The sequence below is a fragment of the Pseudomonas sp. FBCC-B545 genome, from assembly GCF_059134095.1.
Genome location: NZ_CP101441.1, coordinates 4,509,507 through 4,531,473 on the forward strand (window position 1 = coordinate 4,509,507; position 21,967 = coordinate 4,531,473).

The 21,967-nt window shown below is 59.5% G+C and carries 26 protein-coding genes; 16 read left to right on the forward strand and 10 right to left on the reverse strand.

Annotated features, from left to right (window positions below):
• Positions 1-174: 174 nt before the first annotated feature.
• The 4 genes from NMB39_RS20845 to NMB39_RS20860 all read left to right on the forward strand — a co-directional run bounded on the left by NMB39_RS20845 (position 175) and on the right by NMB39_RS20860 (position 3,341).
• Positions 175-999: an aspartyl/asparaginyl beta-hydroxylase domain-containing protein gene (locus NMB39_RS20845; RefSeq protein WP_494340125.1), complete on the forward strand. Its 825-nt coding sequence runs from the start codon at positions 175-177 to the stop codon at positions 997-999.
• A 148-nt stretch (positions 1,000-1,147) separates the two neighbouring features.
• Positions 1,148-2,521, forward strand: coding sequence for a nucleotide 5'-monophosphate nucleosidase PpnN (gene ppnN, locus NMB39_RS20850; RefSeq protein ID WP_056846390.1), 1,374 nt, complete (start codon positions 1,148-1,150; stop codon positions 2,519-2,521).
• Positions 2,522-2,691: 170 nt separating this feature from the next.
• Positions 2,692-2,949 (forward strand): AbrB/MazE/SpoVT family DNA-binding domain-containing protein, encoded by a 258-nt coding sequence (locus NMB39_RS20855; RefSeq protein ID WP_005786256.1) that lies wholly within the window; start codon positions 2,692-2,694, stop codon positions 2,947-2,949.
• The gene (locus NMB39_RS20860) at positions 2,946-3,341 is read left to right on the forward strand and encodes a type II toxin-antitoxin system VapC family toxin (protein ID WP_043047469.1); all 396 of its coding nucleotides are present in this window, start codon (positions 2,946-2,948) and stop codon (positions 3,339-3,341) included. The genes NMB39_RS20855 and NMB39_RS20860 overlap by 4 nt, the downstream gene beginning before the upstream one ends.
• 129 nt (positions 3,342-3,470) lie before the next feature.
• Here the strand turns inward: NMB39_RS20860 and NMB39_RS20865 are convergent, their stop codons facing one another.
• Entirely contained in the window at positions 3,471-3,800 is a 330-nt protein-coding gene (locus NMB39_RS20865) for a YXWGXW repeat-containing protein (protein ID WP_005786252.1), read from the reverse strand.
• Positions 3,801-3,930: 130 nt separating this feature from the next.
• Positions 3,931-4,830, reverse strand: coding sequence for a DMT family transporter (locus NMB39_RS20870; protein ID WP_494340124.1), 900 nt, complete (start codon positions 4,828-4,830; stop codon positions 3,931-3,933).
• A 98-nt stretch (positions 4,831-4,928) separates the two neighbouring features.
• Here NMB39_RS20870 and NMB39_RS20875 point away from each other — a divergent pair, with 98 nt between their 5' ends.
• The gene (locus NMB39_RS20875; protein WP_494340123.1) at positions 4,929-5,765 is read left to right on the forward strand and encodes a LysR family transcriptional regulator; all 837 of its coding nucleotides are present in this window, start codon (positions 4,929-4,931) and stop codon (positions 5,763-5,765) included.
• 62 nt (positions 5,766-5,827) lie between these two features.
• On the opposite strand, the gene mqo is transcribed toward NMB39_RS20875, so the two are convergent.
• On the reverse strand, positions 5,828-7,474 hold the full coding sequence (mqo, locus tag NMB39_RS20880; RefSeq protein WP_057013357.1) for a malate dehydrogenase (quinone): 1,647 nt from the start codon (positions 7,472-7,474) through the stop codon (positions 5,828-5,830).
• Between the two features lie 481 nt (positions 7,475-7,955).
• On the opposite strand from mqo, the gene NMB39_RS20885 reads away from it, so the two are divergent.
• The gene (locus tag NMB39_RS20885) at positions 7,956-9,143 is read left to right on the forward strand and encodes an MFS transporter (protein WP_043047472.1); all 1,188 of its coding nucleotides are present in this window, start codon (positions 7,956-7,958) and stop codon (positions 9,141-9,143) included.
• Between the two features lie 99 nt (positions 9,144-9,242).
• On the opposite strand, the gene NMB39_RS20890 is transcribed toward NMB39_RS20885, so the two are convergent.
• Together NMB39_RS20890 and NMB39_RS20895 are read right to left on the reverse strand one after the other, a co-directional pair.
• Positions 9,243-9,461: a hypothetical protein gene (locus NMB39_RS20890; protein WP_494340122.1), complete on the reverse strand. Its 219-nt coding sequence runs from the start codon at positions 9,459-9,461 to the stop codon at positions 9,243-9,245.
• Positions 9,462-9,606: 145 nt separating this feature from the next.
• Positions 9,607-9,945 carry a DUF6124 family protein gene (locus NMB39_RS20895; protein ID WP_494340571.1) on the reverse strand — a complete coding sequence of 113 codons (339 nt, stop codon included), beginning with the start codon at positions 9,943-9,945 and terminating at the stop codon, positions 9,607-9,609.
• 373 nt (positions 9,946-10,318) lie between these two features.
• Between NMB39_RS20895 and NMB39_RS20900 the strand changes: the two genes are divergently transcribed.
• From NMB39_RS20900 to tal, 5 genes are all read left to right on the forward strand, one after another.
• On the forward strand, positions 10,319-10,765 hold the full coding sequence (locus NMB39_RS20900; protein WP_494340121.1) for a thiol-disulfide oxidoreductase DCC family protein: 447 nt from the start codon (positions 10,319-10,321) through the stop codon (positions 10,763-10,765).
• Between the two features lie 202 nt (positions 10,766-10,967).
• A complete protein-coding gene (locus NMB39_RS20905; protein ID WP_057013353.1) occupies positions 10,968-11,210 on the forward strand; it encodes a CopG family ribbon-helix-helix protein in 243 nt (80 codons plus the stop codon).
• Positions 11,200-11,484: a type II toxin-antitoxin system RelE/ParE family toxin gene (locus NMB39_RS20910; protein WP_367235849.1), complete on the forward strand. Its 285-nt coding sequence runs from the start codon at positions 11,200-11,202 to the stop codon at positions 11,482-11,484. The genes NMB39_RS20905 and NMB39_RS20910 overlap by 11 nt, the downstream gene beginning before the upstream one ends.
• 82 nt (positions 11,485-11,566) lie before the next feature.
• Positions 11,567-12,553, forward strand: coding sequence for a tRNA dihydrouridine(20/20a) synthase DusA (gene dusA, locus NMB39_RS20915; RefSeq protein ID WP_367235850.1), 987 nt, complete (start codon positions 11,567-11,569; stop codon positions 12,551-12,553).
• A 282-nt stretch (positions 12,554-12,835) separates the two neighbouring features.
• On the forward strand, positions 12,836-13,762 hold the full coding sequence (gene tal / locus NMB39_RS20920; RefSeq protein ID WP_494340120.1) for a transaldolase: 927 nt from the start codon (positions 12,836-12,838) through the stop codon (positions 13,760-13,762).
• A 197-nt stretch (positions 13,763-13,959) separates the two neighbouring features.
• Here tal and rssC read toward each other — a convergent pair whose 3' ends face one another.
• Positions 13,960-14,442 (reverse strand): anti-sigma factor antagonist RssC, encoded by a 483-nt coding sequence (gene rssC / locus NMB39_RS20925; protein ID WP_010212025.1) that lies wholly within the window; start codon positions 14,440-14,442, stop codon positions 13,960-13,962.
• A complete protein-coding gene (gene rssB, locus NMB39_RS20930) occupies positions 14,442-15,623 on the reverse strand; it encodes a two-component system response regulator RssB (protein WP_005786210.1) in 1,182 nt (393 codons plus the stop codon). Before rssB ends, rssC begins: the two co-directional genes overlap by 1 nt.
• Before the next feature lie 276 nt (positions 15,624-15,899).
• Between rssB and NMB39_RS20935 the strand changes: the two genes are divergently transcribed.
• Positions 15,900-16,196 (forward strand): PilZ domain-containing protein, encoded by a 297-nt coding sequence (locus tag NMB39_RS20935; RefSeq protein WP_057022106.1) that lies wholly within the window; start codon positions 15,900-15,902, stop codon positions 16,194-16,196.
• 63 nt (positions 16,197-16,259) lie between these two features.
• On the opposite strand, the gene NMB39_RS20940 is transcribed toward NMB39_RS20935, so the two are convergent.
• Positions 16,260-16,949, reverse strand: coding sequence for an MlaA family lipoprotein (locus NMB39_RS20940; RefSeq protein ID WP_043047479.1), 690 nt, complete (start codon positions 16,947-16,949; stop codon positions 16,260-16,262).
• Positions 16,950-17,144: 195 nt separating this feature from the next.
• On the opposite strand from NMB39_RS20940, the gene pcrP reads away from it, so the two are divergent.
• Together pcrP and NMB39_RS20950 are read left to right on the forward strand one after the other, a co-directional pair.
• Entirely contained in the window at positions 17,145-17,753 is a 609-nt protein-coding gene (pcrP, locus tag NMB39_RS20945; RefSeq protein WP_057022105.1) for an HAD superfamily inactivated hydrolase PcrP, read from the forward strand.
• Positions 17,754-17,864: 111 nt separating this feature from the next.
• A complete protein-coding gene (locus tag NMB39_RS20950; RefSeq protein ID WP_306957414.1) occupies positions 17,865-18,131 on the forward strand; it encodes a DUF4404 family protein in 267 nt (88 codons plus the stop codon).
• A gap of 138 nt (positions 18,132-18,269) precedes the next feature.
• Here NMB39_RS20950 and queF read toward each other — a convergent pair whose 3' ends face one another.
• Both queF and copI read right to left on the reverse strand, forming a co-directional pair.
• The gene (gene queF / locus NMB39_RS20955; RefSeq protein ID WP_057022104.1) at positions 18,270-19,100 is read right to left on the reverse strand and encodes an NADPH-dependent 7-cyano-7-deazaguanine reductase QueF; all 831 of its coding nucleotides are present in this window, start codon (positions 19,098-19,100) and stop codon (positions 18,270-18,272) included.
• 66 nt (positions 19,101-19,166) lie between these two features.
• Positions 19,167-19,688: a copper-resistant cuproprotein CopI gene (copI, locus tag NMB39_RS20960; protein WP_494340119.1), complete on the reverse strand. Its 522-nt coding sequence runs from the start codon at positions 19,686-19,688 to the stop codon at positions 19,167-19,169.
• Positions 19,689-19,847: 159 nt separating this feature from the next.
• Between copI and NMB39_RS20965 the strand changes: the two genes are divergently transcribed.
• Both NMB39_RS20965 and NMB39_RS20970 read left to right on the forward strand, forming a co-directional pair.
• Entirely contained in the window at positions 19,848-20,528 is a 681-nt protein-coding gene (locus NMB39_RS20965; protein ID WP_057022102.1) for a heavy metal response regulator transcription factor, read from the forward strand.
• Positions 20,525-21,871, forward strand: a complete 1,347-nt coding sequence (locus NMB39_RS20970; RefSeq protein WP_494340118.1) for a heavy metal sensor histidine kinase — start codon at positions 20,525-20,527, stop codon at positions 21,869-21,871. Before NMB39_RS20965 ends, NMB39_RS20970 begins: the two co-directional genes overlap by 4 nt.
• The last annotated feature ends 96 nt before the right edge of the window (positions 21,872-21,967 follow it).

Below are 21,967 nucleotides of genomic sequence, written 5' to 3' on the forward strand. Positions count from 1 at the left end.
GCAAATCTTCTGTTCTCAAAATTCAATCCACAAACCCTCAGAGGGGGCGCGGCAACGGTTACAAATTGTGCAAGGGCTTCACAATTTCGCCCTATTTAATAACCCCTCGCGGCTCTATAAACCCTTATCATGACGATATTGTTTCATTATGTTTCAATATTGGAGCCGTGTTCCATGAGCAAAAGTGCTGTCGGCAAAAAGCTGGTGTCCCTGGCCTGGGTAGTCGGCGTGCTGCTGTTGATCGACTGTTTCCCGCGTACCTGCCTGGTATTCCTGCTGCTGGTGGTGCTGTGCGGTATTTATGATTTCCTGCGCAACGGCCTCTATGACCGCGCCACCCTCAAGAAATACTTCATCGGCAACGGCCGCAATACCTGGGTGCTCGCCCCCTTCAACACCCTGCTCGACCTGCTGAGCAGCCGCAACCGCCATGTCTACACGATGCACGACCTGCCACCCGCCTGGCGCGAAGACCTGCAACACGTGATCGACGATGCCATGGCTCACAAGGATGAAATCATCGGCTACCTGGACGAGCGCATGGCCGAGAAGAAACGCGGCATGTTGTTTTTCCAGTGGTACGGCCGCCCGATCGAGACCACCCTGGATATTCCGCAGTTGCGCAAGAAATTGCCCTTCGTGAAGACAATCGGTGTCTCGGTGTTCAACGAAAACCGGTCCACCTCCTTCCACTTCGGCCCCCTGCGCATGATGTTCCGCGTGCTCTACAACATGGCGCCGGCGCCGCATCACGAGGGGGTGTATATCCAGGTGGGCGAGCACAAGCACTACTGGCACGACGACCCTTTGTTTATCTTCGATGACACCTTGATGCACGCATCCTTCAACAAGAACGACGCCAAACGCTACTGCCTGTTCATCGACATCGTGCGGCCGACCCCGCTGCCCTCGGTGCTCAACGCCGTGATCGCGGGCTTTGCCGGCCTGGTCTTTACCCTGCGTCGGGTTTTCTACAAAAACTGGAAGCTGATTGAGTAAGTTCTGCGGCATGATGGTGCTGGACGGTGTTTGCGCTTGGCCTCTGGCCTGAGGTAAATAACCGTCTCGTGCGACCGTAAACGGCGCCCACCATTCTCAGGCCATCGCAACTCAGTGAGCGCGGTGGCTATGCTTTCAAGGAATCAGAATGCCCCAACGTCAAGTCATCAACGCCTCCGTCAGCCCCAAGGGCAGCCTCGAAACCCTGTCACAACGTGAAGTCCAGCAACTGAGTGAAGCCGGCAGCGGCAGCATCTACACCCTGTTCCGCCAGTGCGCCCTGGCCATTCTCAACACCGGCGCCCACATCGATAACGCCAAGACCATCCTCGACGCCTACAAAGACTTCGAAGTGCGTATTCACCAGCAGGACCGCGGCGTGCGCCTGGAGTTGCTCAACGCCCCGGCCGATGCCTTCGTCGATGGCGAAATGATCGCCAGCACCCGAGAGATGTTGTTCAGCGCCCTGCGCGACATCGTCTACACCGAGAATGAGCTGGACAGCCAGCGCATCGACCTGAGCAACTCCCAGGGCATCACCGACTACGTGTTCCACCTGCTGCGCAACGCCCGCACGCTGCGCCCGGGTGTGGAGCCTAAGATCGTGGTGTGCTGGGGCGGGCACTCGATCAACACCGAAGAATACAAATACACCAAGAAAGTCGGGCACGAACTGGGCCTGCGCAGCCTTGACGTGTGCACCGGCTGCGGCCCCGGCGTGATGAAAGGCCCGATGAAGGGCGCGACCATTTCCCACGCCAAACAACGCATCACCAATGGCCGTTACCTGGGCTTGACCGAGCCGGGCATCATCGCCGCCGAAGCGCCGAACCCCATCGTCAATGAGCTGGTGATCCTGCCGGACATCGAGAAACGCCTGGAAGCCTTCGTACGCGTCGGCCACGGCATCATCATCTTCCCGGGCGGCGCCGGCACCGCCGAAGAGTTCCTGTACCTGCTGGGCATCCTGATGCACCCGGACAATCGCGACCTGCCGTTTCCGGTGGTTCTCACCGGGCCGAAACACGCCGCACCCTACCTGGAACAATTGCATGCGTTCGTCGGCGCCACCCTGGGCGAAGCGGCGCAGCAGCACTACCAGATCATCATCGACGACCCGGCCGAAGTGGCTCGCCAGATGACCACCGGGCTCAAGGACGTGAAGCAATTCCGCCGCGAGCGTAACGACGCGTTTCACTTCAACTGGCTGCTGAAGATCGACGAAGGCTTCCAGCGCCCGTTCGACCCCACCCACGAAAACATGGCCAGCCTGCAGCTGAACCACAGCTTGCCCCCCCACGAACTGGCGGCCAACCTGCGCCGGGCGTTTTCGGGGATCGTGGCGGGTAACGTCAAGGACAAGGGCATTCGCCTGATCGAAGAGAACGGCCCGTATGAGATCCACGGCGACCCGGCGATCATGAAACCGCTGGATGAGCTATTGAAGGCATTCGTGGCCCAGCACCGCATGAAACTGCCGGGCGGCGCGGCGTATGTGCCGTGTTATCGCGTGGTGCAGTGAGGTAGCGGCGGTCGGTCATAGTTTGTATCTGTTTGGGGCGTAGCCAACGGTGTGAGGATCGAGCATTCGGACTAGGGTTTTACTACCGACTGACTCACACCTGCGAGCGACCTATGGACCAACGGATATTGTCCTCTGTCATTCCTTACCCTAAGGTAAGGAATATCACGATGGAGATCTTCACTATGGCTACCGCCACACTCACTTCAAAAGGGCAAATCACCATCCCTGTCCAGGTCAGGACAGCCTTGGGCCTGGAAACAGGCGACCGGGTGGAATTCGTCGAGATGGAAGACGGCAAGTTTTCCATGATCGCCGCCAGCAAAACCGTCAAGGACCTCAAGGGGTTGATCCGCAAACCCGCTCACACCGTGTCTATCGAGGACATGAACCGAGCCATCGCGGCCCAGGGAGCAACCGCTGGATGATTGGCCTGGATACCAACGTGCTGGTGCGTTATGTGACCCAGGATGATCCTGCGCAATCGGCCAAGGCGTCCCAACTGATCGAATCGCTCACCGCCGCCTCACCCGGTTTTGTCAGCCTGGTGACGCTTACGGAGCTGGTGTGGGTGTTGCAGTCCTGCTACCAATCGACCAAAAGCGACGTGGTGACGGTGCTGGAAACCTTGCTGTACACACGGGAACTGACCGTCGAACACGCCGATATCATCTGGCAGGCCCTGCGCAAGTTCACCGCAAGCAAAGCGGACTTTGCCGACTGCCTGATCGAACGCTGTGGCCACGCGGCCGGTTGCGAGTACACCGCAACGTTTGATCTGAACGCGGCCAAGGCAGCGGGGATGAAACGGATCGGCTAGGCCGGCTTTTTTGTAGGAGCGAGCTTGCTCGCGAAAAACGCCAACGATTACGCGAGCACTCAGGGAGCACGCGGTGCCTGTGGTTTTTTCGCGAGCAAGCTCGCTCCTACAATGGAAGATGGCGTTGGGTCAGCGGACCCAGCCACCGATCTGCCAATGGTAGCCATCATTGCGCTGCACCCAGTGCGGGTGTACGTAACGATAACCCTGACGCACCGGTTCCCAATGGCCGTGCACTGCTACATAACGCCCGCCTTCCCAACGCCAGTAACCGCGTGACCAGATATAACCTTCGCGCACCGCCGGCTCGACTTCGATCACCTGCACCGGCGGCGGTTGCGGCGCCACCACATCAACGTACTCGTGTTGTACCGGCCTGCGCTCATGCACAACACGCTCTTGCACACACCCGGAAGCGGCGACCACCATGGCGGCCAATGCTGCATAACGTAGCAACATACAAAACCCTCGGGCGCGAACGCCCAATACCTGCACTGGTAAAAGTCCCCCCTTGTTTCAGCCGCGCTCCTGCTTAGGCATGGGTACTTTTTAACAGGTGGTGTCTGTCAGCTTGCTGAACCCGCCAGCCTCAGGAAGTACAGGCGACAGTCGGTCGCTTCAGACGCACCAGCACCAACCCGGCCACGACCACGGCTATGCCCGCGTAGGTCGATGCATGGATCACGTCGCCAAACATCAACGCCGCCCACACCAATGTCACCGGCGGTTCCAGATACACCAGCGTCGCCACATGGGTGGCGGTCATCACCCGCAGCAGCATCCACAGGCTCAAATAGGCGACGAAGGTGGAGAACAGAGTCAACCAGACAATCGAGATCAGTACGTTGGTGTCATGGGGAATACTCAGGGTGTCGGTGTAGATCACGGCCGCGGTAAAACCTATCAAGGTCAACAGCGACTGGATAAACAGAGGCAACACCAACCCGCAGTCCTGGGCCTGCACCGAGCGACGCTCGTACAAGGTCGCCAGTGTCAGTCCCAGTGCCGATACCAGGGGCAACAGGTACATGACCAGCCCGACATCCTGCCCGCTACCACCGTACTGCCCGGCAATCACAATCGACACACCGACAAAGCCGATCACCAACCCCACCCATTGCCAGCCGCCACTGCGCTCGGACGCCATGCCCGTCGACAATGCCGCCGTCATCAATGGCTGCAACGCCGCAATAATCGCCGCGATCCCGGGTGGTAGGCCGTTCTGGATGGCGACGTAGACGCAGCTCAAATAGAGAAACTGCGACAGGAACCCGACAACCGCGTGATGGCGGAGTTGCTGCCAGGTCACCTCCAGCAACCGCCTGTTCAGGAACAGCGCCAGGCACAGCGAGACCAGCAGGAAACGCCAGAACAGCAGATTGAACGCTCCACCACCCTGGGTGCCGAGCTTGGCGCCGATAAAGCCTGAACTCCACGACAAAACGAAAACCGCCTGCAACAGCAGCAGCCCCGAGGTAGATCGCTTCATATCGCCTCCCATCGCTGTGATTTGACTCAAAGGCTAAAGGCTGCACATGCTTGCGTATATTTGAATTACACGAACAATAAATCCGAAAAAACCGAATCATGACTAAACAACTGAATATCGAGCTGTTGCGCACCTTTCACGCCGTAGCGCGCTTTAGGCGCTTTAACGAGGCGGCCGAGCATGTGCACCGCAGCGCGTCCACCGTCACCACGCAAATCCAGAAGCTGGAGGATCAGGTCGGTCAGCGTCTGTTCAGCCGCAGTAACCAAGGCGTGGAGTTGACCCTGTACGGCCAGAAATTGCTGGGCGAAACCACCGAGTTTCTCAAGAGTCATGACCGCCTGCTGATTTCGCTGATGCCCCAGCGCATGCAGGGCAAGATCCGCCTGGGGGTGCCGGATACCTACGCGCCCGCCTTCATCCAGGAATTTTTACCGCGACTGATCGCTGACAACCCCCTGCTGGAACTGGAGATCGAAGCGCGCACCAGCGGTGAGTTACTGGACTTATTCATGGCCAACCAACTGGACCTGGCGATCACCGTCAGCGCGCACCCACTCGCACAAGGTGAACGCCTGGGGGCCGTGCAGCCGCTGTGGGTAGCGACCGAAGGCTTCAACTCGCCGCCGAACGTGCCGTTACCCATCACTGTGCCCATCACTGGCTGCCCCTATCGCGCCGCAGCGCTGCAGTCGTTGAAAGATCATGGGATCTACCACCGGCTACTGCTGGAAAGCCCCAACTCATCGGCGGTCGAAGCCTGTGTACGCAGTGGCGTGGCGGTTGGCTTGATGGAACAAAGCCGTATGGGCGAAGGGCTGATCCACCTGTCAGAACTGCCACCTCTACCCGCGCAGCATCTGTACCTGATGTGCGATACCAGCAATGCGCTGGCGCTGCATGTGCATGAGCAAATCCGCCACTTCAAGGTCTGAACTGCGCCCACAAAAAAGCCCGCTGACCGTCACCGGTTCAGCGGGCTTTTTGTAGATGTCGCTTACAGCGCCAGGTCAGACGCCGGCTTGCTCGGCTCAGCCGCAGGCTTGGCAGCCTCGGTAGCCTGTGGAGCAGCCAGTTGCGGGATCGCTGGCGGTGGGGTCAGTTGCAGCACACCGGCGGTATAGGCCCATTCCTTGGCAACAGCCTCAGGGCTGTCGTTCAGCTTGGTACCGTAGCTTGGCACGATCTGGTGCAGTTTTTCCTGCCAGGCCGGGCTGGCTACCTTGTCCTTGAAGACCTTTTGCAGCACGGTCAGCATGATCGGAGCCGCGGTGGACGCGCCTGGCGATGCACCCAACAGGCCGGCAATGGAGTTGTCGGCAGAGCTGACCACTTCGGTACCGAGTTTCAGCACGCCGCCCTGCTCTTCATCACGCTTGATGATCTGCACGCGCTGGCCGGCTTGCCACAGGCGCCAGTCGGATTGCTTGGCGTTCGGGAAGTACTCTTGCAGCGCCTTGAAGCGGTCGTCATCCGACAGCATCAGTTGGCCGGCAAGGTACTCGACCAGTGGGTATTCACGAATACCGACTTTGGTCATGGGCCAGATGTTGTGGGTGGTGGTGCTGGTCAGCAGGTCCAGGTACGAGCCTTCTTTCAGGAACTTGGTCGAGAAGGTCGCGAATGGGCCAAACAGGATCACGCGCTTGCCATCCAGCACGCGGGTGTCCAGGTGCGGAACCGACATCGGTGGCGAACCGACCGAGGCTTTACCGTAGGCCTTGGCCAGGTGCTGCTCGGCGATAGTTGGATTATCGGTTACCAGGAACGAACCGCCTACAGGGAAACCGGCGTATTCCTTGGCTTCAGGAATGCCCGACTTCTGCAGCAGGTGCAGGGCACCGCCGCCGGCGCCGATGAACACGAACTTGGCGTCGGTTTCAGTCTTGGTGCCGTCTTTCAGGTTTTTGTAGCTCACACGCCACGAACCGTCGTCGTTGCGGGTGATGTCCTGCACTTCGCTCGACAGTTTCAGATCGAACTTCGGCGTGGTTTGCAGGTGAGCGACGAACTGGCGGGTGATCTCGCCGAAGTTCACGTCGGTGCCGATTGGGCTCCAGGTGGCCGCGATCTTCTGCTTCGGATCACGCCCTTCCATCATCAGCGGAACCCACTTGGCGATCTGCGCCGGGTCTTCGGAGTACTGCATACCGGCGAACAGCGGGCTGGCTTGCAGGGCTTCGTAGCGTTTTTTCAGGAACTTGATGTTGTCATCGCCCCACACAAAGCTCATGTGCGGCGTGGAGTTGATGAACGAACGCGGGTTCTTCAACACGCCCTGCTGGACCTGCCAGGACCAGAACTGACGGGAGATCTGGAACGCTTCGTTGATCTCGACCGCTTTCGGGATCTCAACGTTGCCGTTCTTGTCTTCCGGGGTATAGTTCAGCTCAGCCAGGGCCGAGTGACCGGTACCGGCGTTGTTCCAGCCGTTGGAGCTTTCTTCGGCCACGCCATCGAGGCGCTCGACCATTTCCATCGACCAATCCGGTTCCAGCTCATTGAGCCAGACACCCAGGGTTGCACTCATGATGCCGCCGCCGATCAGCAGCACATCGACTTTCTTTGCCTCTTCCGCTTGCGCGGACGTGATCCCCATCGACAAAGCCAGCCCCAGCAGGGCAGTGTTTACTTTTTTAAACATCAGTAGCACCTATGATAAAACGCCATCCGCCCTGCCGCCCCCCGTCATGGGCGACCCTCGATCACGCTACGTCAGGCAACGTCGCGCGGGGTCTGCACATGCACATGAGGACTGCAGAGTGGGCACACAAGGCCGGTTGAGCGACCTCACTGTTATGTCCCTTCTGCGCTGACTTCTTATCATTATTGGCTCAGCTACCTGGGCAACAGCCAACCGCTGGGACGTATACGGGTGTACGCACCAGGGAAAGCCTAGACCAAGACGGCGCGCAGAATATCACGCTAAACAGCGTTTATGCGCCGTTTGGCCAATTGACAGGCCCAAATCGCGGCTTTTAATGCGCCGGTGTCAAGCCTGACAGCCGCGACCTGCGGTCACAGGCCTGGAACTCTGGCGCAAATGGCGGTTCTAGACACCTTCGCCGTTGCCTGCGTAGCATCGGCGGCTGTCCTTCGTGCACACCTTCCACATAGAGTTACCCATGACTACCCAGCAAACACCCGGGCACGTACTGCCCGCGCGCAGCGCCGCGAAAATGGAAGCGGCCATGGCCGTAGGCGCCTTCGCGATCGGCACCGGCGAATTCGCCATCATGGGCCTGATGCCCGACATCGCCCAGAACCTGGGGTTAAGCGAACCCCAGGTCGGCCACGCCATCAGCGCCTATGCCCTCGGCGTGATGGTCGGCGCCCCACTGCTGGCCATCCTCGGCGCCAAGCTGCTGCGCAAACACATGCTGCTGTTGCTGATGGGCCTGTACGCCCTGGGCAACTTCGCCACCGCCTTCACCCCCACCTTCGGCTCGCTGGTGGCCTTCCGCTTTATCAGCGGCCTGCCCCACGGCGCCTACTTCGGCATCGCCGCCGTGGTTGCCTCCAGCATGGTGCCCACCGACAAACGCGCCGGCGCCGTAGCCCGCGTGATGATGGGCCTGACCCTGGCCATGCTGCTCGGCAACCCCATCGCTACCTTCCTCGGCCAACACCTGGGCTGGCGCTCGGCGTTCGCCCTGGTCAGCGTGATCGCCCTGCTCACCATCGCCCTGGTTTGGCAATTCGTGCCCCACCGCCACGACGAACAACGCAGCGACCCGCGCAAGGAACTGCGCGCCTTCACCAAACCCCAGGTATGGATGGCCCTGTCCATCGGCGCAATTGGCTTTGCCGGGATGTTCTGCGTATTCAGCTACCTGGCGCCGACCATGCTCGAAGTGACCAAAGTCTCGCCCCAGTGGATTCCCTTCGGCCTCGCCGCCTTTGGCGTCGGCGGGATTATCGGCAACATTGCCGGTGGCAAGCTGTTTGATCGCATGCAGTTCCGGGCGGTGGGCTTGATATTGGTGTGGTCGATGGCCGTGCTGCTGTTCTTCCCCTTCGCCGCCTCGTCGCTGTGGGGCGTGCTGCTGAGCATGGGGTTGGTTGGCACCATGGTCGCATTGGCGGCACCGTTGCAGATTCGCTTGATGGACATCGCACACGAAGCGCCGAGCTTGGCGGCGGCATCGAACCATGCGGCGTTTAACCTGGCAAATGCGCTGGGCCCGTGGTTTGGCGGCATGGCGATTACGGCCGGCCTCGGCTGGACCAGCACCGGCTACATCGGCGCCGCAACAGCCCTGGTCGGCCTGGGCCTTTACTTGATAGCCCGGCGCATGAAAGGCGGCCACTAACGCCACAAGTTTTGCGCCGATCATAGACCCAATGTGGGAGGGGGCTTGCCCCCGATAGCAATAGCTCAGTCACCACCTCAATGACTGACCCACCACCCATCAATCATCATGCAACAACCCCGCCCCATACTCCCCATAACTACTCCCCAACCCACTGCCACCAAAATTCATCTTGGTGGCTTTGCTGGGGCTGTGATCGCCAAACGCTTGGCATCCGCCTGAAAAGCACGGGTCACTGCTCACGGCTGGTGAAGATGAACAAGCACTCAACATCAACGTGCCGGTGATCACCACAACTTTGACGAGGTTCGAGATCATGGTTTCAGTTCCCTGTGGGCTGGAGGCGCTGGGGTCCTCTCTTGCAGGCAATCGTAGACCTCAACGGCGCAGGGAATTATGAAACTTTGCTGGGGGACAGCATGAGTTCAGGTTGCCGCCTTGGGTAAGGCGGCTGGGTTGGTTATCAGGCTTTGCCTGAGGCGGTTACAGGCGCAACTTGCTCCTGGGCTCGGTCAACAAGCAGAGAGCTCAACTCGATTAACTGCTGAATGCCCAAGGCTATGGCCCGTTGGGAGTCGTCGAGATCGAACGCCAAGGTGGCGGCCATTTCGTTGGCGGATGCCAGGTTTTCGGCGGCGTTGGCCAGGAGGGTTTCGGGGTCGATGGTTGGGTTGACGAGGAATAGGTTGTTGCTTGGGCGTTCGGCGGGCGCAGCGTCGTCGGATGGGGGCAAGTGATGATGGACTGCTCGCTGGGCTGCGGCTTGAAGCTTGGGATCGGCGGACGATGTACCGTGATCAATAGAAGAATTTTTTGCAGCGGCTTGAGGAGGTTAGCTAGGGGTGGTCTGAGGGGCAAGCCGAGAAATGTGTGTAGGAAATACCCTAAAGGCGTATCAAGGACTGGATCTAAACTCCCGGTCAGCACCATTACCAACTTCGTTACGTCTGCGAGCTGTAAGTTGCTTAAAACAACGTCGTATGCGCTCCAGGGTGGAGCAACGCCAACGACAGGGGGGATGCCCTTGTGACGTTCCATGTCATATCCTGCCAAGCCTGAGCGAGAGATTTGTTGAACAGGCGTAGAGGCAACGAGAATTTAAAGATCGTTAAGTTATAAAAACGATCGTAAATGAAAGCCTCTAAAATGGTTTATCTTCAGATACGGCAGACCCGATGACCATCCAACCCCGATCTCCTGCCCCGCTCCTTCAACCAGGCGAAACAGCAGTACTTTTCGACGGCACCTGCAAGCTCTGCAACGGCTGGGCGCGGTTCATTATCCACTATGACCATGCACATCAAATTCAGCTTGCTGCGGTTCAATCGCCGGAAGGTCAAGCGCTATTACAGTGGGCGGGGCTACCGCAGGACAAATTCAACACCATTGTTCTCATCTCGAATGACAAGGTGTCCATGCGTTCCGAGGCAATGTTCGAAATCTTGGCACGCCTGAATGCCCCGTGGCGTTGGCTAACAGCTGCCCGCATCGTCCCAGCGACCCTGCGAGATTGGATGTACGACAAAATCGCTATAAATCGTTATAGATTATTTGGGAAGTACGATTCCACCCGTCTTCCGGTGGCGGATTACGAAGGGCGGTTTTTGAAGGCGCGGAGATAAAGAGAGCAGGCAGTGAAAAACCGCCTCGGATACCGGGGTCACGGATACCGCGGATACCGGGATCAGACCACGACACCCGGCTATGAGTTGGCAGAGGAAAAGCAAACGATTCACTCCCAGACACACCTCGCGACGGCGTGCTGCTTCAACCCGACGCTTCACGGTGTAAGATGCCTCACAACCGTCCACCATCGAGGCCGCCATGACTGGGATATCCCTAAACCTGCCGGAAGACCTGTCCAACTCTCTCGCCGACCTGGCCAAAACCAACGGCCAAACAGCAAGCTACCTGGCGATGGACGTTCTTCGAGACTACATCGAGCACGAAAAAACGCTGACTGCTCAGATCGAGCTGGCGGTAAAAGACGCCGACGAAGGCAAATTCGCCACTGATGACCAAGTGGCGGCCATGCGCGCTAGGCGCTGGAGCAGGAATGCGGGTTGAGTGGCTTGAAAAAGCACTCAAAAATCTGGAAGACGAAGCGAATTATATCGCTCTCGAAAATCCAAAAGCCGCCGACGGCTTCTCGGATGCCATTTTCGCCAGCGTCGACAGGCTGGCTCAGTTTCCTTCCATGGGACGCGAAGGTCGGGTGAAACATACCCGCGAATGGGCAGTTCCCAATTGGTCCTATCTGATCCCGTATAGAGTGCGGGGCGATCGACTGCAGATCCTTGGCGTATTCCACACACGGCAACGTCCTCGTTCGAAGTGGTAATGCGCGCAAAACTTGCCTCTCCGGCACCCAAGATCCGTTCCTGATAAACTGCGCCCATTCGCCTCGCTGACTCAGATCCCCCATGTCCCTACAAACCGCCCCACTCTCCCGTCGCTTCTCCGTCGCCCCCATGATGGACTGGACTGACCGTCACTGCCGGTTCTTCCTACGCCTGCTCTCCAAACACGCCCTGCTCTACACCGAGATGGTCACCACCGGCGCAATCCTCCACGGCGATCACGAGCGCTTCCTGCGCCACAACGAAGCCGAGCACCCGCTGGCGCTCCAGTTGGGCGGCAGTGTTCCGGCTGATCTGGCCGCCTGTGCCCGTATGGCCGAGGCCGCAGGCTACGACGAAGTGAACCTGAACGTCGGCTGCCCCAGCGACCGGGTGCAGAACAACATGATCGGCGCGATCCTCATGGCGCACCCTGCCCTGGTGGCGGACTGTGTGAAGGCCATGCGCGATGCGGTGTCGATTCCGGTGACGGTAAAGCACCGTATCGGCATCAATGGCCGGGACAGTTATGCCGAGCTGTGTGATTTCGTCGGGACAGTGAAGGATGCCGGTTGCACCAGTTTTACCGTGCATGCGCGGATTGCGATTCTGGAGGGGCTGTCGCCCAAGGAGAACCGGGACATTCCGCCGTTGCGTTATGACGTGGCGGCGCAGTTGAAGCGGGACTTTCCGGCGTTGGAGATTAATCTGAACGGTGGGATCAAGACGTTGGAGCAGTGCCAGGAGCATTTGCAGACGTTCGATGGGGTGATGCTGGGGCGGGAGGCTTATCACAATCCGTATCTGTTGGCGGAGGTGGATCAGCGGTTGTTTGGCAGTGAGGCGCCGGTGATTAGTCGGGCGCAGGCGTTGGTGCAGTTGCGGCCTTATATTGCTGAGCATTTGGCCAGTGGTGGGACGATGCACCATATTACTCGGCATGTGTTGGGGTTGGGCACTGGTTTCCCGGGGGCGCGCAGGTTCAGGCAGTTGTTGTCGGTGGATATTCATAAGGCGGCGGATCCGTTGGCGTTGCTGGATCAGGCTGGGGAATTGTTGGAAGGGCGGTGACTGGGTAGCTTGCAGCGGGTCAGTTCGTTATGGGTTGACTGACATACTGCAATCGGGGGCAAGCCCCCTCCCACATTTGGTGCGGCGTGTGGCGATGAAGGCGCTATCGGGCAGTTGGGTTGAACCTGCCAGCGATTTTGCCCTCCTATTGAACACCACTGCCGGTAATTCAAACGGCCGTTTCCAGGTTATTGCCCCCGCAAACGACCTAACGCATTTGCGCCCTTGAGCGGCTGCCAGCGCTCGGGTAATGTCATCAGACCCACAGGACAGAGCACGCCCATGACTTCCAAGCTGGAACAACTCAAGCAATTCACCACCGTCGTAGCCGATACCGGCGATTTTTCTACCCTCGCCAAGCTCAAGCCACAAGACGCGACCACCAACCCGTCCCTGCTGCTCAAGGCTTCGTCGATCCCTGGCTATGCCAAGCTGCTGGATGAGTGTGTACAGGACTGCAACGGCGATGTGGGCCTGGCCAGTGACCGTTTTGCCGTGGCGGTCGGCCAGGAGATCCTTAAAGTAGTGCCGGGCCGTATTTCCACTGAGGTGGATGCGCGCCTGTCGTTCGACGAGGCGGCCATTCTCAAGCGTGCGCACCGTCTGATCGACCTGTACGACAAAGCCGGGGTTAGCCGCGATCGCGTGCTGATCAAAATCGCCTCCACCTGGGAAGGCATCCGCGCCGCGGAGAAGCTGGAAAAAGAAGGCATCCAGACCAACCTGACGCTGCTGTTCTCTTTCGCCCAGGCCGTGGCCTGCGCTGAAGCCGGTGTGTTCCTGATTTCGCCGTTCGTGGGCCGTATCTACGACTGGTACAAGAAGGCCAACGGCAACGACTACACCGGTTCCGATGACCCGGGCGTGCAGTCGGTGACGCGCATCTACAACTACTACAAGGCCAATGGCTACAAGACTGTGGTGATGGGTGCGAGCTTCCGTAACCTGAGCCAGATTGAAAAGCTGGCCGGGTGTGATCGCCTGACCATCAGCCCGGACCTGCTGGAGAAGCTGGCGGCGGATGAAGGCAAGCTGGAGCGCAAGCTGGCGCCAGGCCATGCCGGTGAGGCCCGTGTGCATATGACTGAAGCGCAGTTCCGTTGGGAGTCCAACGAGGATGCGATGGCGACTGAGAAGCTGGCAGAGGGCATTCGCCAGTTTGCTCGCGATCAGGAGAAGCTGGAGGCGTTGTTGTCGGCCAAGCTGTAAGGGCAGATAGCAGCAAAAAGGGCGGCACCTGTGAGGGTGCCGCCCTTTTTTGTGTGCGCCAATTTCAAGCCAGCCACAAATCCAATGTGGGAGGGGGGTTGCTCCCGATGGCGGTGGGTCAGTCAGCACATTTATGACTGACATACCGAAATCGGGAGCAAGCCCCCTCCCACATTTGGATCACATTTGAATGGGGATCAGTGGCGTTCCAGGGCGTTGACCAGGTCGTGGAAGGCTTCGCGGTTGGACTCGTTGAGGCCCATGAGGATCTTGTGCGCTTCCAGCACCTTGACCCGTACGATCTCTTCGGACTGGTCTTGCGACGGCAGGTCGGTGAGGCATTCCGGGCAGGGGATTGGGCGGTCAACGATGTTGAACACCTGGTCGAAGCCCATGGACTGCAACAGACGGGTGATGTCTTCGTGGGTGGTGACGACCGTCGGCAACAGGCCGACCTTCTGTCGCGACAGAATGGACAGCTTGGCCAACAGCCCCAGGGTGGTGCTGTCGATGCTGCGGGTTTCGGTCAGATCGATCACGATCGCCGAGAAGTTCAGCGCTGTGAAGATCCGCTCAATCGTCGCATCCAGCGCCGAACACAAGGTCAGGCGCACTTCGCCGACAAACTTGAGGACGAAGGTCCCGTCTTGCTCGGCGAATTGGATTCTTCCGGTACTCATCAAAGATTCCTGCTCAACACCAATAGGGCGATATCATCCGGCATCTCCCCTAGCGTGGCCAATCCAAAAACCTGCCGCAGGCCATCCAGGCTGCCGCCCGCCGACTTGACCTTTTGGGGCAAGGCGGCTTCTTTCTCTTTGAGTGTAGGCTCTGGCAAAAGGTCCAGGATGCCGTCGGACATCAGCGTCAGGCTGAAGGTCGGCGGCAGTTCCAGGATGTGGTCTTCGTAGGTGGCTTCATTGAACAAGCCTACGGGCAGGCCACGCCCTTCCAGGTAGCGCACACTGTCAGGAGTGTACAAAACAGGCATCGGCAGGTGGCCGCCAATGCTGTAGGTCAAAAGACCGGTCTCTTCATCGATCACGCCGCCAACCATCGTCACGTGCTTGCCCAGCTTACAGCTGATCAGGCCCCGGTTGATGTGGCCCAGCACCTCGGAGGGGGTGAACTCCGGCAAGGTGCCATTGCGCTTGGACTCGAACAACAGCCGTGTGGTCATGAACTTCAACAACACGGTCACAAAGGCAGAAGAGGCGCCATGGCCGGAAACGTCGGCCAGGTAGAACGCCACGCGTCGCTCATCGACGCGGAAGTAGTCGACAAAATCACCCGACAGGTACAACGACGGGATGATCTGGTGGGCAAACTTGAACTCGTCGATGCTCCAGGGGCTCACCGGCAGCATGTTCATCTGTACCTGGCGACCGGCGTTCTGGTCTTCCTGGAGCAGATTCAGGCTGGCTTCGAGCTCGCGGTTGGCGGTCTCGAGCTTTTCGCGGTAGCGCTGGTTTTCCAGGAGCAGGCGGGCACGGTCCAGGGCGCGGCGCACCGAGTGCTCCAGCACGGCCAGGTCTTCCAGGGGCTTGATCAGGTAATCGGCAGCGCCCAGGCGCAGGGCTTCCACGGCATCGTTCATGACGCCGGCACCGGACACGACAATCACCGGCGTCTGCGGGGCAAGCTCGGTCACCTGGCGAATCAGCTCCAGGCCGCCCATCTGGGGCATGCGCAGGTCGCAGATCACAAGGTCGGGCTTGTCGCGCTCGAATACCTGGAGACCCTGTTGGCCATTACTGGCCTGCAGGACGCTGAAGCCACTGTCTTCCAAATAGGCCGCGAGGCTCGCGCGCACTACTTCGTCGTCATCGATTATCAGCAGCGTGGCACTGGTTTTTTGCATGTGGGCAAACGGCGCCAGAATTAGGTTGGCGTAGGCGGCTCGGCAATGGCCGGACTCGCGTACTGGATTCGCTTTCTAGCCTCTCTGTCCTACAAAGCATTGGGATTTCGCCCATGCACAACGGTAAAGCAGAGGTGCCCTTCTAAGGCGCAGACGGTACTCCCATCCGTGAGGGGTTTCAAGCTCATGCCGATGGTCGCCGGGCGTCTTTACATCGCAAATCACCGGGAGTTATAAGAACTGCCACTACCCCAACGTAAAGTAAGGATGGATGCTGTGAGCGAACACGAGCGCGACTACGCCGAAAAACGCGATTTCATCCGCATGCGGGTGGACGCCAATGTGTCCCTGATCCACGCCGGGCAGGAGATTGAAGGTGTATGCCTGGACCTTTCCAGCTCCGGCATGCAGGTGCAGGCGCCGCGCCAGTTCAACGTGGGCGACCCACTGACCGTACGCATCGATTCAGAGCACGCAGCACTCAAGGGCCTGGAGGCAGACACTGAAGTCGTGTGGACCAAGGCTGCGGGCGATGAACAGCACTTGGGTCTCAGGATCTTGAAGATGCGCTGAAATGCGCGCACAAAAAAGGCGACCTTTCAAAAGGTCGCCTTTTTCATTTCAAAACGTCACGGCCTAGAAGTCGTCAACGACCTTGCCATCCTTGACCTTGAACTCACGGTTCTGCAGGTAGGCGTTACGAATGAAGGTGTACTTGTCGCCGCTGATCAGCTTTTCGCTGTCGAGCAAACTGGCGCGCACGTCGACGACGTTCAGGCCGAAGGTGCTGTTACGCCAGCCGATGTCGTTCATGTAGCGGTAGGGTTGGGTGTAGCTGTCGACGTATTTGGACGGCGCATCACGCAAGGTGCTTGGGCCGAGCAACGGGATCATCACGTATGGACCGCTGCCGACGCCCCAGTAGCCAAGGGTCTGGCCGAAGTCTTCATCGCTGCGATGCAGCCCCATTTTGGTGCCGACGTCGATAAAGCCCAGCACGCCAAACGTGGTGTTGACCAGCAGGCGAGCCGTGTCGACGCCAGCATTGTAGGGCTTGAGTTGCAGCACGTTGTTGGCCAGGTTGCCGACATCGCCGATGTTGCGGAAGAAGTTGTGAACGCCGTCCTGCACAAATTGCGGGGTCACGAACTGATAGCCCTGGGCGATTGGCTTGAGGGCGTAAGTATCAACGGTGTCGTTGAAGGTGAAGATCGGGCGGTTGACGCTTTCCCATGGGTCATCTTCCGACGCGGCTTGTACGGCGAAAGGTGCCAACAGCACGGTGGCACACACCGACAGCTGAGCGAAGTAATGGCTCCAGCGCATAGCTTTTGCTCCTTGAATGGTCTGTCATGGGCGCTATGCCCTGAATAAGGCCGTCAGTATATGACGGAAGTGCGTGTTTAGGCAGCTACTAGGATCGGTCTTACTGAAAATGCACAAAATTCCTACAATTACCGCCAGTGTCATGCCCTTGTCATCCCGCCCCGATAGTGTTGCTGCTATTTCAGGGACGTTCAGATGCCACACGCCGAGATTGCCATCGCCACAGCCCCCTCTTTGACCGCCGTGTTATTTGGCCTGAGTGGCTGCCTGGTGGATTTTGGTTCCCTGGCGCGTACCGATTCGCCCTGCCCCGGGTCCGTGGCCACACCCGGTGCTTTAAAAAGCCTGCGTAGCCTGAAAGAACTAGGCGTGCCCTGCGCCTGGCTGGATGAACTGCCGCCCTCGGTTACCACGCCCCTGTCCACCAGCCTGCCGGACTGGGTCAAGGCCGCCTCACCCTCCTCCATCCGCTGGCCCGCGCCCCACGCCTGCTGGCAAGCCTTGATGGAGTTGAACATCGAACGCCTGGAAGGTTGCGTGCTAGTCAGTGGCGAGCCGCGCCTGCTGCAATCGGGCCTCAATGCCGGGTTGTGGACCATCGGCCTGGCCTCCTGTGGCTCGCTCTGCGGCCTGTCACCCGAGCAATGGCAGGCGCTGACCGCGCAGCAACGCGAATACAAACGCGGCAAGGCGACGGTGGCGCTCTATGGCCTGGGCGTGCACTCTGTGATCGACCACCTCGGCGAGCTCGGCAGCTGCCTGGCAGACATCAGCCTGCGCCGGCTCAAAGGCGAGAAGCCCTGATCAAGATCATGCACGGTTGGCCCCAGTGGATTAATCTACAGGTCAGCCCGTAGACCTTTCGCGGCGTGCCGTGGTCTATGCCAGTGACTATCGATAAAAGGAAAGAACGTCATGCCTGATCGCAAAAAACTGGAAGAACAGGTCGAGATCCTGCGCGGGCAGTTGGAACAGGAGCCACCGCTGTCGGACGAAAAACGTGAAGCGCTAAACGCCTTGATTGCCAAGTTTGAATTACAACTTGAACTTGAACCGGCGACTCAGACACCCAGTATTTCCGACGATGTGAATCAAGCGGCCATAGAGTTCGACGCTGAGCACCCGGTCATTTCCGGGACATTGCGCAACATCATGATCACCTTGGGCAATATCGGGATCTAACCCGCCCCTAAGCCAAATAAAGAACCAAAATGTGGGAGGGGGCTTGCTCCCGATAGCAGAAGTTCAGACACAGATGCTGTGACTGACACTCCGCTATCGGGAGCAAGCCCCCTCCCACATTTGCTTGTTTATGCAGGCTTACTGGCGCGCCAGGCGCACGTTCAGGAACTGGGTATTTTCAGTGCTGCGGTACGGGTTGATATCCAACCCACCCCGGCGCACATAGCGCGCATACACAGTCAACTTCTGCGGCTTGAGCAAGCGCTGCAGGTCCAGGAAGATCCGCTCCACGCACTGCTCATGAAAGTCCGAGTGCTGGCGAAAACTCACGATATATTCCAGCAGGCTGGCGTGATCCAATGCCGCGCCACGGTACTCCACCACCACGCTGCCCCAATCGGGCTGGCTGGTCACCGGGCAGTTGGATTTGAGCAAGTGGCTGTGCACGCTCTCCTCAACAACACGCGAGTCATCACAGCGCAGCAGCTCCGGGCGCGGGTGCTCGTAGCTGCTGACATTGATATCCAGGCCGTCAATGCACGCACCCGGCAACGCCATCACACCTTCGGCCTCGATGTCGGCCAGGCTGCGGATGCGCACAGTCACCGGCTTGCCGGCAGCAGCGCTGAGGTCGGTGCGCAAGGTAGCTTCAAGGCTTGGCGTATCGGCAAACGCAGTCTGGTTCAGCGAGTTGAGGTACAGCTTGAACGACTTGGACTCGATGATGTTCGGCGAGTCCGCCGGAATGCTGAACTCACCGATGGCCACCACCGGCTTGCCCGACGGCAGCAACCAGGACAGTTCGAAGCAATTCCAGAAATCCACGCCCTTGTACGGCAGGGTCTCGGCGCTCAGGCCCAGTTCGGCCCACTTGGCGGCACGCGGGATCGGGAACAGCAACGAAGGCGTATAGGTAGAGATGTATTCACTGGACTTGCCCAGCGGCGAATGTTCGGCTGCGGGATGCATGGCGGAAACCTGGCTAAATAAACCGCGCCAGTCTACCAGCCTTTGCCCCCGCCCTTAACAAACGCCTCACTCAACGGTCAGTTTGCCGACCATGCCCGCCTGATAATGCCCCGGCAGGTTGCAGGCGAACTCCAGGCCCGTGGCTTTGGTGAAGGTCCACGTCAGTTCGGCAGTCTTGCCCGGCTCCACCAACACGCTGTTGGGATCGTCGTGCTTCATGCCACCCATATCGCCGTGGCCCATGGCGCTGTGGTCCATCTTGCCCATGCCGGTGGCGGTGAGCATGCCGCTGGCTTGCATCTGCAACATCTCCTTCTGGTGGGCGGCATGCATCGCCGCGTCGCCCAGGTTGAATTCGTGAAGCAGCTGGCCTTTGTTGACCAGTACAAACCGCACGGTTTCACCGGCCTTTACGTCCAGGGCCTTGGGCTCGAAGGCAATGTCCTGCAGCGTGACTTGCACAGTACGCGTGGCTTTATCCGCCGGTGCCGGCTGGCCGAACGCGTAGGTGTGAGCAGCGTCCGCCAGCGCATTGAAGCTCATCGCCAACAAACAACTCGCCAATAACAGGGGTGTGCGCAACGCCATCTTTCACTCTCCAAAAAATAGGTGACCCGCTTGGGGCGCACTTTAAGATAGCCTCGCTGCCAGCCAGCTGACTGCTAGATTACAACTTTGTCAGCTTGCGCCCATCGCCTTGCGCCCAGGGTATAAAGGCCGGCTGCCATCCTTTACCAAGAGCCCGATATGAAACTGCTGATCGTCGAAGACCAACCCAAAACCGGCCACTACCTGCGTCAGGGCCTGGCCGAGGCTGGCTTTACCACCGAACTGGTGGCCGACGGCACGACCGGCCAGCACCTGGCGCTGACCGGTGACTATGACTTGTTGATCCTCGATGTGATGCTGCCGGGCCGCGACGGCTGGCAGATCCTGCAGGCGGTGCGCAGTGCCGGCCTGGATATGCCGGTGCTGTTCCTCACCGCCCGCGATGCCGTGGAAGACCGTGTGCATGGCCTGGAACTGGGCGCCGACGATTACCTGGTCAAGCCCTTCGCCTTTTCCGAACTGCTGGCGCGGGTGCGCACCTTGTTGCGCCGTGGCAGCAGCACACCGCAGGAAACCACCCTGCAACTGGCCGACCTGAGCCTGGACCTGATCCGCCGCCGGGTCGAGCGCGACGGCCAGCGCATTGACCTCACCGCCAAGGAATTTGCCCTGCTGGAAATGCTGCTACGCCGCCAGGGCGAAGTGCTGCCCAAGACCCTGATCGCTTCCCAGGTCTGGGACATGAACTTCGACAGCGACACCAACATCATCGAAGTGGCGATCCGTCGCCTGCGCCTTAAAGTCGATGACAACTTCCCCAACAAGCTGATCCACACCGTGCGCGGCATGGGTTATGTGCTGGAGGAGCGGTTCACGTGATCAAGCGCCTGTCCCTGGCCAGCCGCCTGGCGCTGCTGTTTGCCGCCTGCACGGCGGTGGTCTCGTTGATTGCCGGGGTGCTGTTCAACCGCGCCAGCGAGGCACACTTTATCGAACTGGACCGGCAACTGCTCGACAGCAAGCTGGTGGCCCTGCGCAGCGCCTTGCAGGGTGTCGACTCGCGGGAAGCCTTTGCGCTGCGAGGCCCACAATTACGCGCAGAACTTGATCACCAGCCCGACTTCACCTTGCGCATCACAGCGGCCGACCAGCGCTGGGTGGACGGTGCGCCGTACCTCAGCGTGCCCGCAGCACCCGGCCTGCACAGCCTGCAAAATGCCGGCACCGACTACCGTGTGTACAACGCGCCGTTGACGCCCGGCCAACCCGGCTCGCCACAGCTGAGCCTGATCCTCGATATCACCCACCATCAGCACTTTCTGGAGCGTATGCAGCGTTTGATCTGGCTGACCGTCGGCCTCTCGGCCCTGGCCACTGCCCTGCTAGGCGCCTGGGCTGCGCGCAGTGGGTTGCGACCGTTGCGGCGCATGGGCGAGGTGGCCGCCAGCGTATCCGCCCATTCCCTGACCCAACGCCTGCCCCAGGCGCAAATGCCGGTGGAGCTGGCGGAATTGGCCCAGGCCTTCAATGCCATGCTGGAGCGCCTGGACGACGCGTTCCAGCGCCTGTCGGCGTTCTCCGCCGATATCGCCCACGAACTGCGCACACCGCTCTCCAATCTGCTGACCCAGACCCAGGTGATCCTCACCCAGCCGCGCCCATTGGAGGATTACCGCGAAGCGCTGCACAGCAATCTGGAGGAATTGCAATGGATGGCGCAACTGGTCAACGACATGCTGTACCTGGCCAAGGCCGACCACGGCTTGCTGGTACCGACACGTGAACCTTTGGCCCTGGCCGATGAAGTCGACGCGTTGCTGGAGTTCTTTGCGTTACTGGCAGATGAAGCACAGGTCAGCCTGGTACGCGAAGGCACCGCCCATACGCTGGGCGATCGCGGCATGTTGCGCCGGGCCTTGTCGAACTTGCTGGATAACGCGCTGCGGTTTACCCCACCAGGCGGTGAAATACGGGTGCGGATGGACGAAGGCGTGACACTTGCGGTTGAGAACACCGGGGATGGCATTCCAGCGCAGTTATTGCCGCGGTTGTTTGACCGTTTCTACCGGGCCGACCCGTCAAGGCGTGCAGGCAGTAGTGAGCATGCAGGGCTGGGGTTGGCGATTACCCAATCGATTGTGCGGGCCCATGGGGGGAGGATTTATTGTGAGTCGCAGGCGGGATGGACAAGGTTTGTGATCGAGTTGCCCAAGGGAGATTGATGCAGGCTGGGCCGGCCCCATCGGGGGCAAGCCCCCTCCCACATTTTGACCTCATTGTTCCTGAATAAACGCGGTCCAGTGTGGGAGGGGGCTTGC